14 protein-coding genes are annotated in these 13,999 nt (G+C 68.4%); 9 read left to right on the forward strand and 5 right to left on the reverse strand.

What is annotated here, in order from left to right; translation table 11 throughout:
• Positions 1-64: 64 nt before the first annotated feature.
• On the reverse strand, positions 65-1,234 hold the full coding sequence (locus tag MCHT01_RS24325; RefSeq protein WP_067070053.1) for a PQQ-dependent sugar dehydrogenase: 1,170 nt from the start codon (positions 1,232-1,234) through the stop codon (positions 65-67).
• 266 nt (positions 1,235-1,500) lie between these two features.
• On the opposite strand from MCHT01_RS24325, the gene fusA reads away from it, so the two are divergent.
• A complete protein-coding gene (gene fusA, locus MCHT01_RS24330) occupies positions 1,501-3,630 on the forward strand; it encodes an elongation factor G (RefSeq protein ID WP_084453319.1) in 2,130 nt (709 codons plus the stop codon).
• A 112-nt stretch (positions 3,631-3,742) separates the two neighbouring features.
• Positions 3,743-4,327 carry a hypothetical protein gene (locus tag MCHT01_RS24335; RefSeq protein WP_084453320.1) on the forward strand — a complete coding sequence of 195 codons (585 nt, stop codon included), beginning with the start codon at positions 3,743-3,745 and terminating at the stop codon, positions 4,325-4,327.
• Between the two features lie 84 nt (positions 4,328-4,411).
• On the opposite strand, the gene MCHT01_RS27670 is transcribed toward MCHT01_RS24335, so the two are convergent.
• Complete coding sequence (locus tag MCHT01_RS27670) at positions 4,412-5,056, reverse strand: class I SAM-dependent methyltransferase (RefSeq protein ID WP_245643633.1); 645 nt, start codon at positions 5,054-5,056, stop codon at positions 4,412-4,414.
• Entirely contained in the window at positions 5,056-5,697 is a 642-nt protein-coding gene (locus MCHT01_RS27675) for a glycosyltransferase family 32 protein (RefSeq protein ID WP_245643635.1), read from the reverse strand. Before MCHT01_RS27675 ends, MCHT01_RS27670 begins: the two co-directional genes overlap by 1 nt.
• A gap of 336 nt (positions 5,698-6,033) precedes the next feature.
• On the opposite strand from MCHT01_RS27675, the gene MCHT01_RS24345 reads away from it, so the two are divergent.
• The 4 genes from MCHT01_RS24345 (at position 6,034) to MCHT01_RS24360 (ending at position 8,199) form a co-directional block, all read left to right on the forward strand.
• Positions 6,034-6,219, forward strand: coding sequence for a hypothetical protein (locus MCHT01_RS24345; protein ID WP_067070024.1), 186 nt, complete (start codon positions 6,034-6,036; stop codon positions 6,217-6,219).
• A gap of 66 nt (positions 6,220-6,285) precedes the next feature.
• Positions 6,286-6,543 carry a hypothetical protein gene (locus MCHT01_RS24350; RefSeq protein WP_067070027.1) on the forward strand — a complete coding sequence of 86 codons (258 nt, stop codon included), beginning with the start codon at positions 6,286-6,288 and terminating at the stop codon, positions 6,541-6,543.
• A gap of 120 nt (positions 6,544-6,663) precedes the next feature.
• On the forward strand, positions 6,664-7,551 hold the full coding sequence (locus tag MCHT01_RS24355; protein ID WP_245643637.1) for an HDOD domain-containing protein: 888 nt from the start codon (positions 6,664-6,666) through the stop codon (positions 7,549-7,551).
• 36 nt (positions 7,552-7,587) lie between these two features.
• Positions 7,588-8,199 (forward strand): methyltransferase domain-containing protein, encoded by a 612-nt coding sequence (locus MCHT01_RS24360; RefSeq protein WP_067070030.1) that lies wholly within the window; start codon positions 7,588-7,590, stop codon positions 8,197-8,199.
• Positions 8,200-8,218: 19 nt separating this feature from the next.
• On the opposite strand, the gene MCHT01_RS24365 is transcribed toward MCHT01_RS24360, so the two are convergent.
• Positions 8,219-8,701: an Lrp/AsnC family transcriptional regulator gene (locus MCHT01_RS24365; RefSeq protein WP_067070032.1), complete on the reverse strand. Its 483-nt coding sequence runs from the start codon at positions 8,699-8,701 to the stop codon at positions 8,219-8,221.
• A gap of 164 nt (positions 8,702-8,865) precedes the next feature.
• Here MCHT01_RS24365 and hppD point away from each other — a divergent pair, with 164 nt between their 5' ends.
• Positions 8,866-9,990, forward strand: a complete 1,125-nt coding sequence (gene hppD / locus MCHT01_RS24370) for a 4-hydroxyphenylpyruvate dioxygenase (protein WP_067070035.1) — start codon at positions 8,866-8,868, stop codon at positions 9,988-9,990.
• Between the two features lie 137 nt (positions 9,991-10,127).
• Here the strand turns inward: hppD and MCHT01_RS24375 are convergent, their stop codons facing one another.
• Positions 10,128-11,045: an esterase/lipase family protein gene (locus MCHT01_RS24375; RefSeq protein ID WP_148661703.1), complete on the reverse strand. Its 918-nt coding sequence runs from the start codon at positions 11,043-11,045 to the stop codon at positions 10,128-10,130.
• Positions 11,046-11,262: 217 nt separating this feature from the next.
• Here MCHT01_RS24375 and MCHT01_RS24380 point away from each other — a divergent pair, with 217 nt between their 5' ends.
• The gene (locus MCHT01_RS24380) at positions 11,263-12,954 is read left to right on the forward strand and encodes a long-chain-fatty-acid--CoA ligase (protein ID WP_067070043.1); all 1,692 of its coding nucleotides are present in this window, start codon (positions 11,263-11,265) and stop codon (positions 12,952-12,954) included.
• A gap of 16 nt (positions 12,955-12,970) precedes the next feature.
• The gene (locus tag MCHT01_RS24385; protein WP_067070045.1) at positions 12,971-13,927 is read left to right on the forward strand and encodes an MBL fold metallo-hydrolase; all 957 of its coding nucleotides are present in this window, start codon (positions 12,971-12,973) and stop codon (positions 13,925-13,927) included.
• Positions 13,928-13,999: the final 72 nt, after the last annotated feature.

The following is a 13,999-nucleotide window of genomic DNA, read 5'->3' on the forward strand; positions in this document are numbered from 1 at the left end:
ACCCCGCCGGCGATCGCGACGCCGACGGCGGCTCAGGGGCTCAGGGGCTCAGGGGCTCAGGGCCTCAGCGCGCCAGGCGCAGCAGCTTGCCGCCGTCGGTGACGATCAGCAGCGCGCCGTCCCTGGCCTGGATGACGTCGCGGAAACGCTCGCCCAGGTCGCCGAACATCTTCTCGCGCGCGGTGACCTTGTCGCCGTCCAGCGTCAGCCGCCACAGCGCGGTTCCGGCAAGCGAGCCCGAGATCAGCTGACCGCGCCACTCCGGGAACATGTCGCCGGTGTAGAAGGTCAGCCCGGACGGCGCGATCGACAGCGGCGTCCAGGTCGTCAGCGGCTCCACATAGGTGGGCGCGTGAGTGCCGCCGCCGATGCGGCAGGCCTCGCCCACCGGCGAGCCGTAGGGGCAGCCGTAGCTCTTCACCGGCCAGCCGTAGTTCTGCCCGGCGCGCGCGATGTTGACCTCATCGCCGCCTTGCGGGCCGTGCTCGGTGATCCAGAGCTCGCCGGTCGTCGGATGCAGGGCCGCGCCCTGGATGTTGCGATGGCCGTAGCTCCAGATGCCGGGCAGCGCGGGGCTGGAGAACTTCGGGTTGTCCGCCGGGATGCCGCCGTCGCGGTTCACCCGGATCACCTTGCCCAGCGTCTGCTGCAGGTCCTGCGCCGGCGCGCCTTTCATGCGCTCGCCCGTCGTGATGTAGAGCGTCTTGTCGCGCGCGAACACCAGCCGCGAGCCGTAGTGGCCGGGGCTCTCGACCTTCGGCGACTGGCGGAAGATGACCTGGACGTCGGTCAGCGCGTCGCCGCTCAGGCGGCCGCGCGCGACGCTGGTGCCGGCCCGGCCGGCGTCAGTGCCGGAGCCCGGCTCGGAAAAGGACAGGTACACCCAGTTGGCGCCGGCCAGCGTGAAGTCCGGATCGATGGCGATCCCCAGCAGGCCGCCCTGCCCGCTGTCCAGCACCTTGGGCACGCCGGTGAGCGTCGCCTGGAGCTTGCCGTCGGCGGAGAGCCGCGCCACCGCGCCGCCTTTCTGCGTGACCAGCAACTGACCGTCCGGCAGCTGCGCCAGGCCCCAGGGTCGGTCCAGGCCCGTGTTCAGCGTCTGCATCGTGGGCGCGGCCGCGCCGCCGCCCGGCTGGGTCGGCAGGGCCGTCTCCGCCTCGGCCGACACGCCGCCACCGCAGGCCGTCGCTGCCACCGCCACGACCAGGCTCGAGATCAAGTCCGACACGCCCATGTTCATTCCCCTGATGAATCGCAGAAGCGCCGGAGTCTAGGCCGCCGGGTGGGCTCGCGCCCTCGGCGGGGCCTGTGGCGGCGCGCGGCGATCCCTCCGCGGCGGTGGGGCCGGCAGCGCCCCGGTCGTGCCTGCAGGTGTCCGATGGCGTCCGCATGTGCGCCGAGCGCGCGATGCCCCTGGCTTGTGCATGCCCGGCGCTTCCTCTACGCTGGCCGCAGTCCGGCTCCAAGACCCACGTCCCACTCTCCATCGAGGAGCGAGCCATGAGCCCCAGTCCCACCCCTGACTCGGAAGGCCTCACCGCCGGCAGCCCAGGCAGCGCCGCGCTGCCCGAGCATCCCGGCATCGCGGCGATCCGCACCCTGGCCCTGGTCGGTCCGGCCGGCGCCGGCAAGACCTCGCTGGCCGAGGCCCTGCTGCTCAAGGCCGGCGCGCTCAAGAGCGCCGGCAGCGTCGAGAAGGGCAGCACCGTCTCCGACCACGACCCGCTCGAGAAACGGATGCTGCATTCGCTGCAGACCTCGCTGATGCACCTGCTTCACGACGGGCTGCGCGTGCACCTGGTCGACACGCCCGGGGCGCCCGATTTCATCGGCCAGGCGCTGCCCGCGCTGGAGGCGGTGGAATCGGCCGTCGTCGTCGTCAACGCGCAGGCCGGCCTGGAGCTGATGGCCAAGCGCATGATGGACGCGGCCGCCGGGCGCGGGCTGACGCGGCTCATCGTCGTGAACAAGATCGACGCGCCCGGGGTCGACGCGCAGGCGCTGCTGGCGCAACTGCAGACCGCCTTCGGCCGCGAGTGCCTCCCGCTCAATCTCCCCGCCGCGGGCGGCGGACGCGTCACCGACTGCTTCTTCGGCTGCTCAGGCGACAGCGACTTCGGCTCCGTCGAGGCGGCCCATCGCGCGCTGGTCGAGCAGGTGGTCGAGGTCGATCCGGATTTCGTCGACCGCTACCTCAATGACGGCGACGTTCCCGCCACCGAGCTGCATGCGCCGCTGGAGCAGGCCTTCCGCGAGGGGCACCTGATCCCCGTGTGCTTCGTGTCGGCGCGCACCGGCGCGGGCGTGGCCGAGCTGCTGGAGGTCATCGAGAAGCTGCTGCCCAATCCCTACGAGGCCAACCCGCCGCAGTTCCTGCGCGGCGAGGGCGACGAGGCCGAGCCGCTGCTCGTCGCGATGGACCCGGCGCAGCACGTGGTGGCCCATGTCTTCAAGGTCCAGTCCGACCCCTACCTCGGCAAGCTCGCGATGCTGCGTGTCCATCAGGGCACGCTGAGGAAGAACATGCCGCTCTACGTGGGCCACGCGCGCAAGGCGGTCCGCGTCGCCCACCTGTTCATGCTGCAGGGCAAGGAGCACGTCGAGATCGACCAGGCCTTGCCCGGCGACCTGTGCGCGCTGGCCAAGCTCGAGGAGCTGCATTTCGACGCGGTGCTGCATGACGCGCAGGAGGACGAGCACCTGCACCTCGCGCCCATCGCGCTGCCGACGCCAGTGCACGGCATCGCGATCCAGCCCAGCCGTCATGGCGACGAGCAGCGCCTGTGGGAGGTGCTGACGCGGCTGGTCGAGGAGGATCCCTGCCTGCGCCTGGAGCGCGGCGGCGATCAGGCGGCGCTGAGCCCGCAAGGCGGGGAGACGCTGGTCTACGGCCTGGGCGAGCTGCATCTGCGCGTGCTGCTGGACCGGCTCAAGGAGACCTACAAGTTCGAGGTCCAGACCCAGCCGCCGCGCATCGCCTATCGCGAGACCATCTCCGCGAAGGCGGAGGGCCATTCCCGTCACAAGAAGCAGACCGGCGGCGCCGGCCAGTTCGGCGAGGTGTGGCTGCGCGTCGAGCCGCTGGCGCGCGGCGAGGGCTTCGAGTTCGTCGACGAGGTCAAGGGCGGCGCCATCCCGGGCCAGTTCATGCCGGCCGTCGAGAAGGGAGTGCGCCAGGCGCTGGCACGCGGCATCGTGGCCGGCTATCCGGTCGTCGACCTGCGGGTCACGGTCTTCGACGGCAAGCACCATTCGGTGGATTCGAAGGAGGTGGCCTTCATCGCGGCGGGCCACAAGGCCGTGGTGGCCGCGGTGCGCGAGGCGCGGCCGGTGGTGCTGGAGCCCATCGTGCAGGTCGAGATCAGCGCGCCCGAGCACGCCACCGGCGACATCACCGGCGACCTGGCCTCGCGGCGCGGCCAGGTGCTGGGCACCCGCAGCGCGATGCCGGGCCAGATCGGCGTGGAGGGCCTGGCGCCGCTGGCGGAGCTGAGCGCGTATCAGAACCGGCTCAACGCGATGACCAGCGGCCAGGGCCGCTACACGATGGTGCTGTCCCACTACGAGGCGGTGCCGCCGAACACGCAGTCGCAGCTCGCCGCCGGCTGGCATCTGAAGGACGACGAGTGAGGGGCGCCCCACCCGCGCCGTAGCGCTACCACGCCGATGGGCAGGGCGCGCCGGGCGGATCGGGGGGTGACTTCCGGCCGGGCGCGGGTGAACGAAGCTTTATCATTGCGGGATGTGCTCCGCCCCCCGCGACGTCGCCCAGATCCGTCTGGACAATGCGATGCGCCTGTTCGACGAGTTCGTCGCCGCGACGATCAAACACCCCGACGCCGCCGCTCTGCGCGGCCTGGAGCGGCGCTTTGCCGAGCGCCTCCAGATCCAGCCCAGCTACTGGAGCCAGATCAAGAGCCGGTCGCGCCAGATCGGCGAGCGTCTGGCCCGCCAGTTCGAGCAGCTCAGCCACAAGCCGCAAGGCTGGATGGACCAGGAGCATGGCCTGATCGGTACCCCGCTGGGCAACGGAGCTTTATCAGGCCTGCCCGTCCCGGGTCAGGCCGTCGGCGCGCCAGAGCCCTCGCCCAGCCTGCCGCAGGACGACGACGAACGCTTCATCGTGGGGCTGGTGCTGACCTACTACCGTCGGCATCCGCAGCGAGCGCGCACCCGGCTGCTGGATCTGCTCGGCGAGGTGCTGACACCGCCCGCTCCGTCGGCGCCCGTCGCTCCGCCCAAGCCCGCGGCCCCGCCTCCCGGCGCAGCCGACGAGTGGCGCAAGCTCCAGCAAAGCATCGCGCCGCTGAAGGCCAAGAAGCGCTGAGACAGCGCTGATCCGGGCGTCGGCCCATGCCCGGGAGCTCGGATCCCCGACCGTCCAGCCCGACGCCCGTCGGGCCCCTGGTCTTCAGCCCTGGACCGCCGGCTTGCGCGCCGCGACCAGCAGCGACATGCGGTTGAAGAAGTACATGCCATCGATCTCCCACGGCGTGTACTTGCCCAGCACGTTCTTCAGCGTGAACGGCGTGTACCAGCAGTTGTGGTCCGGATGGACCACCTCCACGAAGGTCTGCGCGCCGCTGCTGTAGTCGAAGTGCTGGCGCCAGCAGCTGTAGGCATCCGGCACGGTGAGGACGTACTCGTCGCAGTCGACCGCGTCGAGCTGGCCCAGGAAGCCCTGCACGTCGGGCACGTGCTCCAGCACCTCGGGCACCAGCACCAGGTCGTAGCGGTCGGTGACCGCCGCCCAGTCCGAGAACAGCCGCCCCTTCAGGTGGGGCTGCATGTGCGCGAAGGCCTCGGTGTTGATGTCGAAGCCATCCAGCTGCGCGCACAGCGGCTCCAGCTGCAGGTGCAGCGATGCCTTCAGGTCGGTGATCGGCCAGTCCACGCAGCCCACGTGCAGCACCCGTTTGCCTTGGCACAGCGGGCCGAACACGTCCATGCGCGAACGGCCGCGCAGCTCCTCGCTGACGGCGACCTTCTGGACGAAGTACTTCTGGTGCGCGTGCTCGAGCGGCGAGACCGGCGTGTCGGGAACTTGCATGCTCATCAGGCCACCTTCTTCTGATGCAGGACGTTGTACTTGCGCAGGGTGCTGCCCCACTCCTGGTCGGCGAAGACTCGGCCGCCGCCCTCGTACTCGAGGCCGGTGAAGTGGCGCGGGATGAAGAAATGGCTGGGCCAGATCGTCAGGCCCGCATAGGCGTACACGCGGTGGCATTCGGTCAGGAACAGCGGACCGACGCTCTGCCAGGCCATGCGGTCGTCCACGCGCGGGGTGTTCTGCAGGTCCAGGATCATCTGGCCGAAGAAGGGGTTCTCCGGCTTGGAGGCCACGTAGCCGGCGGCGATCAGGCCCGGCCGCACGACCTCGTTCTCCCAGCAGGCCATGGCCTCGCCCTCGAAGAGCCAGGGCTCCAGCGGCCGCAGGCAGACGCTGTCCGCGTCCACCACGAAGCCGCCTTCGTTGTAGAGGATCTCCCAGCGCATCAGGTCCGCCACGCCGTTGAGCTCCCGGCCCGCCATGGCCCGCATGTGCTCGGCGTTGAGCCAACCGTAGCTGGCCAGGTCCTCGTTGCCCCAGACGCGCAGTTCCCAGTCCGGGTTGTGCCGGCGCCAGGTGTCGATGCAGTTGTCGGGGCGCTTGGATTCGTCGCCGACCCAGATCACGTGCAGCTTGCGTGGAATCATGGTCTGTTGGAGATCGCTGGTGGGATCCTGGGACTGTAGGCCGCGACGCGCGTCCGGCAAGGTCCGATAAGGCGGGGATTTCGGCGCAATCCCGGATGCCGGACGCCGGAGACCCGCGGGCCATGCGCTCGCGGTCGCGGGTCTCGGCGTGCCCGCCTCGTCCCGTCGCCCGGGGACAACGCCAGATAAAAACCGCTTGCGCTTGATAATCAGATGTTTATCATCTGCGCAACTTTGGAGCCCCACCGCCGCGACGATGCCGTTCAGCCGTCGTGCCGGGCCCCCGGCGCTCCCTCTCTCCAACCGATCCCGATCCGACCACCGAAGGAGGCTGCCATGGCCCAGTTCACCACACCCCGTCCGCGTCAGGCTTTGGCTCTTCGCAAGCCGCGCAACCCGTTCGTGGCCCTGAGCCACCAGCGTTCCGCGGGCCGTCACGGCCCGGATGGCGGCGCTCGCCGCCAGCAAGAGCACCTCGCCCTGAAGCGTGAGCTTCAGCGGCACGACGACTTCAGCCCGTGAGAGGGCCGCCTCCGACGGATCGGGATGACTTCCTGGTCCGGCGCGGGCTGCCCAGGGAGACAAGACATGCAAGAGATCAGTTTGATGCCGGGCCGCATGCATGGCCTGGCGCGCCAGCAAAGCCTGCGGGCCTGGCTGGCGATCCTGCTGCTCGGCGCCGGTGGGCGCCTGATCAGCTGGGCCTGGCGGGTGGCCCCCGCCGCGCCGCGACGCGCTGAACCGGCGCCGTCGCTCGAGTTCAGCGCCGACGCTGACGCCGATGGCGGACGCGTCTATGCCGACGGACAACTGGTGGGCACCCTCGCGGGTGTGCAGCGGCTGTGATGCCGGTGTGGCTCGCGGTCGCCGTGGCCGCGGTGGGGATCAAGCTCGCGGGCGCCGAGCCGATATACGATGAACGTTCACCGTGCATCGCCGCTCACGCGGCATCCCCGCTTCATGACCATGAGCGTTCCGCCCGATGCCTCTGCGCCGCCCGGAGCGGGCTCGCCGCCAGCCTTCCAGGCGCTGACGCGGCCACTGCCCGATCTGGCGGCGTGGACCACGCACTTCCGCCGCATGGAGATTCCGGTGCTGGCCAGCACGGCCGAGCAACTGGAACTCTGGCGCGCGAATGAGGACGCGGTCGACGCGCATCTGCTCGGCGAGTTCCTGAACAAGGACCCGCTGATGACGCTCAAGCTGCTGGCGCATGCCGCCTCGCAGCGCTCCAGCCGGCTGCTGACCGACACCGAGACGGTCACGGCCGCGCTGGTGCTGATGGGCATCACCCCCTTCTTCAAGGCCTTCGGCGAGCAGCCGACGGTCGAGCAGCGGCTGGCCGCGCGTCCTGACGCGCTCGCCGGCCTGCAGCGCGTGCTCCAGCGTGCCGAGCGCGCCGCCCGTTTCGCGCTGGGCTTCGCCGCTCACCGCGCCGATCCCGACGCCGCCGTGATCCACAGCGCGGCGCTGCTGCACGACTTCTCCGAGATGCTGCTCTGGTGCGAGGCCCCGGACCTGGCGCTCGAGATCCGTCGCCGGCAGCAGGCCGACCCGACGCTGCGCAGCGTCGCGGCGCAGAAGGCGGTGCTCAACATCGAGCTCGGCGACCTGGAGCAGGCGCTGCTCAAGGCCTGGCACCTCCCCGAACTGCTCGCCCACATCACCGACGACAAGAAGGTCCACGATCCGCAGGTCCGCTGCGTGACGCTGGCGGTGCGGCTGGCGCGGCACACGTCGGAGAGCTGGGAGAACCCGGCCGTGCCCGACGACCTGATCGAGATCGGCGAGCTGATGAGCCTGTCCCCCGCGCACACGCTGAAGCTGGTGCACGAGGTCGACGGGGTCGTCTGACCCGGCCTTCCCTCACGAGATCCATGGAGACAAGCGATGGCGGGACCTGACCGCGCGTTCTGGCAAGAACGTTTCGACACCGGACAGACCGCCTGGGACCGCGGCGGCCCGCATCCGCAACTGGCGGCCTGGCTCGAAGCCGATCTGTTGCCGCGAGGCGCTCGTGTCGCGGTGCCGGGTTGCGGACGCGGACACGAGCTCGCGGTGCTGGCGCGCGCCGGGCTGGACGTCATCGGGCTGGACTACACGCCCACCGCCGTCGAGATCGCCCGCGCGAAGCTGGCCGAGGCGCAACTGCCCGGCCACGTCGAGCAAGCCGACGTGCTGGCCTGGCGGCCCGATCAGGCGCTGGACCTGGTCTACGAGCAGACCTGCCTCTGCGCGCTGCATCCCGATCACTGGACCACCTACGCCGAGCAGTTGCAGCGCTGGATCAAGCCGGGCGGCCGGCTGCTGGCCCTGTTCATGCAGGCGCGTCGCGAGGAGTCCGAGCACGGCCAAGTCATCGGCCCGCCATACCACTGCGACATCAACGCGATGCGGGCACTCTTTCCCCAGACGCTGTGGAAGTGGCCCGCGCCGCCGTACACGCAGCGGCCTCACGAGCGCGGCTGGTTCGAACTCGCGGTGGTACTGGAGCGGCGCTGAATCTCCGATCGGCGCGGGCTCAGACCGGCAGCGCGGTCGTGTTCTTGAGACGGTCCAGCACGAAACTGGTCTTGCAGTCCTGCACGCTGGGATGCCGCAGCAGCGTGTCGCTGATGAAGCGCGCGTAGTGGCCCATGTCTTCCACGAGCACCCGTAGCAGGTAGTCCATCTCCCCCGTGAGGGCGGAACACTCCACCACTTCGGGCCAGGTCTGGACCGCGGCCCGGAACAGATCCATGGGCGTGCGCTTGTGGCTCTCGGTGTGCTTCTCCAGCCGGACGTTGATGTAGGCCGTCAGGCCCAGGCCCACCCGCTCGGGGCTCACCAGCGCCACGTAGGCGGTGATGACGCCGTCCTCCTCCAGCCGACGCACCCGGCGCAGCACCGCCGACGACGACAGGTTCACCTGCGCGGCGATCGCGTCGTAGGTCATGCGGCCGTCGGCCTGTAGGGCTTGGAGGATGCGTCGGTCGATCGCATCAAGCTCGATCTGCTTGTCCATGGAGAGATTCTTGCAGGAATCCTGCGCGCACCCCACTCCCGGCGCCTCCTGTCGCAGGAATCCTGCGCCCCCCTCCCCCTACAGTGGCGGCATCGCAACCGCGTTGCGTTCTTTGACCCTATCCAGTTGACCAAGCCCCGCCGACGGGGCACCGGAGACAAGACATGGCATTCACTCCCTGGGACAACCCCATGGGCACCGACGGCTTCGAGTTCATCGAGTTCGCCGCCCCCGATCCCGCCGCGCTGGGCGCGCTGTTCACCTCCATGGGCTTCGTCGCCGTCGCGCGCCATCGCCACAAGAACGTGACGCTCTATCGCCAGGGCGACGTCAACTTCATCATCAACGCGGAGCAGGACGCCTTCGCGCAGCGCTTCGCGCGCCTGCACGGCCCGTCGATCTGCGCGATCGCCTTCCGCGTCAAGGACGCCGCCTACGCCTACCAGCGCGCGCTGGAGCTCGGCGCCTGGGGCTTCGACAACAAGGCCGGCCCGATGGAGCTGAACATCCCGGCGATCAAGGGCATCGGCGACTCGCTGATCTATTTCGTCGACCGCTGGCAAGGCAAGAACGGGGCGGCGGCCGGTGAGATCGGCAACATCAGCATCTACGACGTCGACTTCGTCCCGCTGCTGGACGCCGACGGCAAGCCGGTCGACGCGAAGCCCAAGGGCCATGGCCTGACCTACATCGACCACCTGACCCACAACGTGTTCCGCGGCCGCATGAAGGAATGGGCCGAGTTCTACGAGCGCCTGTTCAACTTCCGCGAGGTCCGCTACTTCGACATCGAGGGCAAGCTGACCGGTCTGAAGTCCAAGGCCATGACCAGCCCCTGCGGCAAGATCCGCATCCCGATCAACGAGAGCAGCGACGACAAGAGCCAGATCGCCGAGTACCTCGACCTGTACCACGGCGAGGGCATCCAGCACGTGGCGCTGGGCACGGACGAGATCTACCGCTCCGTCGAGGGCATGAAGTCCACGGGCGTGGTCTTCCAGGACACGATCGACACCTATTACGACCTGGTGTCCAAGCGCCTGCCAGAGCACGGCGAGAACCTGGACGAGCTGCGCCGCCTGCGCATCCTGATCGACGGCGCCGCCCACCAGGGCGCGCCGCACGAGTTGCTGCTGCAGATCTTCACCAAGGAAGTGATCGGTCCGATCTTCTTCGAGATCATCCAGCGCAAGGGCAATGAAGGCTTCGGCGAAGGCAACTTCAAGGCGCTGTTCGAGAGCATCGAGCTCGACCAGATCCGCCGTGGCGTGCTGAAGGCCGAGGCCTGATCGCGACGCCGATGCAGGTCTGATGCATCGCTGATGCTGGCGTCGTCGATCGCCGCCAGCGAAAGAACGAAAGCCCCGGGCACGCGCCGCGGGGCTTTCTGCTTTCTGAAGCGGGCGCCGGCGTGCGGACGCGGGACTCAGACCACCAGGGCGTGGAGCTCTGGCTCCTCGAGCAACTGAAGCGCGCGCTCGAATGCCTGCGGCTCGAAGACCAGCTGCAGATGCCCCCGCGCCGGCAGGTGCAGCACGCGAGAGCCCGGCAGTACCGCGGTTTCGGCCGGGAAGACGATCTGGTCGCAATGTCCATAGAGACAGTCGAACTGCGAGCCCATGCGCTGCGGCTCCTCACGCGCGAGCTGGTTCAACCATTCGGAATCACCCCGCATCTGGCGCGCGTTCTCCGTCGTGCCCAGGCGAGCCAGCAAGGTCCCGTGATGCGGCGTCCCCAAGGTCAGGATGCGATGGATGCGGTCGAAGGCATGGCCCTGGCTGCGCCACCAGGCGCGGGCACTCAGACCGCCCATGCTGTGCGCGACGATCAACGGCGCCAGACCGGTGCGATCGTGCAGCGCGCGCATGGCACGGTCGACGTCCGGCGCGTAACGGTCGATCGATCCGAAAGCCGGCTCCTGCGTGATCGCCACGAACGGAATGCCGCGCTGGCGGAGCTCGCGCATCCAGACATTCCACAAACCACGATTGCAGTTGTAGCCATGCAGCAGCACCACGCCACGGCGGCCGCGCGCATCGTGCGCGGGCGGCAGAAAGTCGGGCTCGGCGTGCTCGGCCCAGGGCTGCTGCCAGTTGAAGACGCGGGTGACCGCGATCACCTCGCGCCACCAGGCATGCAACAGGTCGCCCAGCGGTGCCACCGGCAGGCCCGGCGCCGGCGGGACGAATCGCAGGATCAGGAAGCTCGGCAGCATTGACAGCGCCGGACCGGCCGCGAACAGCACGAGCACCCCGGCGCCTGCCCCCAGACCCCACCGCCATCCGGCCAGTACCGCGAGCAGGGGCCCCACGATCCACCGGATGACGGTGAAGAGACGTTGCATCCGGCCGTTCATTCGCATTCCCTCAAATCCATCGGGCGAGTGTAGGTGCGGGCCGACTGAGGGCTGGCTTCGGACAAGCCGAGGCGCTTGTCCCGGACGTGACGAGGCGGCCTAGGGCAATTCCGCTAGGCCCGCCAGAGCGCTCCGGCCAGCATCGACAGCTACCCCAGACCTTGGCGCGGCCCGCTCCGCACCATCCAGAACGAGACGAGGAGACATGACGAACTACGCCGACAAGCCCTGGCTCAAGAACTACCCGCCCGGCGTTCCCGCCACGATCCCGGTGGATGTCTATCCGTCGCTGGTGGCCTTGCTGGAGGAAGCCTTCCGCAAGCATGCGCGGCGCGACGCCGCGGTCTGCATGGACCAGCGCCTGAGCTTCGGGGAGGTGGACACGCTGTCGACGGCCCTCGGGGCCTGGCTGCAGCAACGCGGCCTGGCCCGCGGCGCACGCGTGGCCATCATGATGCCCAACGTGCTGCAGTACATGGTCGCGATCGCCGCCATCCTGCGCGCCGGCTACGTGGTGGTGAACGTCAATCCGCTCTACACGCCGCGCGAGCTCGAGCATCAGCTCAAGGACTCCGGCGCGGAAGCGATCATCGTGCTGGAGAACTTCGCCAAGACCTTGTCCGAGGTCGTCGAGCGTACGCCGATCAAGCATGTCGTGCTCACCGGCATCGGCGACATGCTCAGCTGGTGGAAGGGGCCGCTGGTCAACTTCGCGCTCCGCCACGTGAAGAAGATGGTGCCGGAGTTCCGCCTGCCGTTGACGGACGGCCGCACGGTGACGCGTTTCAGCAAGGCGCTGGCGGAAGGCGCGCACATGTCGCTCAAGCCGGTGCAGCTCGGCCCGGAGGATCCGGCGTTCCTGCAGTACACCGGCGGAACCACGGGCTTGTCCAAGGGGGCGACACTGCTGCATCGGAACATCGTCGCCAACATCCTGCAGAGCGAGGCGTGGTTCGCGCCCATGCTCAAGAAGATCGGTGACAAGCCGCTCACCATCGTGTGCGCGCTGCCGCTGTATCACATCTTCGCGCTGACGGCCTGCTACATGCTGGGCGCGCGAATGGGGATGACCAATCTGCTGATTCCGAATCCTCGAGACATTTCGGGCCTCATCGGAACGCTGCGCAATCACCGCGTCAACATGTTCCCGGCCGTGAACACGCTGTTCAACGCGTTGGCGAACGACCCGTCGTTCGCGAAGCTCGACTTCAGCGAGCTCGTGATCTCGAACGGCGGCGGCATGGCGGTGCAGCAGGCGACGGCGGAGAAGTGGGAGCGCATCACGGGATGCCCCGTGGTCGAGGGCTACGGACTGTCGGAGACCTCGCCGGTCGCGACGATCAACTGCCTGGACCTCGATCGCTTCAATGGCTCGATCGGCCTGCCGGTGCCGAACACCGAGATCGCGATCCGAGATGACGCGGGCAAGGACGTGGCGCTCGGGGAACGGGGCGAGATCTGCATCCGCGGTCCGCAGGTCATGGCCGGCTACTGGAATCGGCCGGAAGAGACGGCACAAGCGATTGGCACGGATGGCTTCTTCAAGACCGGCGATATCGGCGTGATGGATGCGGAAGGCTTCACGCGCATCGTGGACCGGAAGAAGGACATGATCCTGGTGAGCGGCTTCAACGTGTACCCGACAGAGATCGAGCAGGTGGTCAACCTGCATCCGGGCGTGCTTGAGTGCGCCGCGATCGGTGTGCCGGACCAGCACTCGGGCGAGGCGGTGAAGCTGTTCGTGATCAAGAAGGACCCCGCTCTGGCGGAGGAGGATCTCGGCAGCTACTGCCACAAGCAGCTCACCGGCTACAAGCGACCCAAGTACATCGAGTTCAGGGACGAACTGCCCAAGACCAATGTGGGCAAGATCCTTCGCCGAGAGCTGCGGCAGTGATCCTGGGGCGCCGACCATGAGCATCACGCTGCCGCCCGGCGTCGAGGTGTTCGAGCGCGGCTGGCTGTCCGCGAACAACATCCTGCTGCACGGCCGCTCACCCGAGGAAGGGGCCGTGCTGATCGACACCGGCTACGTGACCCATGCGCCACAGACGGTGGCATTGGTCGACGCCGCTCTTCTCGATGAGGAGAGACTGCGCCTCATCGTCAACACGCACCTTCACTCGGACCATTGCGGTGGCAATTCGGCCCTCGTCGAGCGACACGGCTGTGGCGTCCAGATCCCGCCGGGCGACTTCAGTGCCGTTCGAACCTGGGACGAGGCGCGCCTCAGCTACCAAGCGACGGGCCAACAATGCCCTCGGTTCCAGGCCAACGCCGCGATCTGCCCCGGAGAGCAGCTCCGACACGGTGAGCTAGCCTGGCAAGTTCATGCGGCTCCAGGACACGACCCACACTCGATCTTGCTGTTCGAGCCGAGCACCCGCACCCTCATCTCTGCGGATGCGCTCTGGGAGCGCGGCTTCGGGATCATCTTTCCGGAGCTCGACGGAGAAGCGGCGTTCGACGAAGTCGAACAGACGCTTGATCTCATCCAGTCTCTCCGGCCGGCCGTGGTGATTCCCGGCCACGGCGCGGTCTTCTCTGACGTGCAGCAAGCGCTGGCAATCGCCAAGCAGAAGCTCGAGCACTTCCGGCGGGATCCCGCCCGCCATGCGCGCCATGGCGCGAAGGCACTCACGGTGTTCCACCTGCTGGAAGTCCAGCAACAACCCAGATCGGAACTCTTGGACTGGCTCGTCAGAACCCCTGTGCTGATGAGCTCCTGGCAGCGATTCTTCGCCGACGGGCCATCGCTTCATGCATGGTCGGAACTGTTGGTCGATGAACTTGTCGGGAACGGTGTTCTCACTGCCGAAACTCTGCCGAGTGGCGCAGCAAGTATCAAAGTGGCCAAAGCCACAACCTAGAACGCTGAATAGAGCAACAGCACACAGGCCGCAAAACGGATCCCGAAACTCGTTCGCCCAACAGTAAACTCG

Origin of the sequence: Mitsuaria chitosanitabida ATCC BAA-476 = NBRC 102408 (assembly GCF_001598255.1) — a bacterium.
Taxonomy (GTDB): domain Bacteria; phylum Pseudomonadota; class Gammaproteobacteria; order Burkholderiales; family Burkholderiaceae_C; genus Roseateles; species Roseateles chitosanitabidus.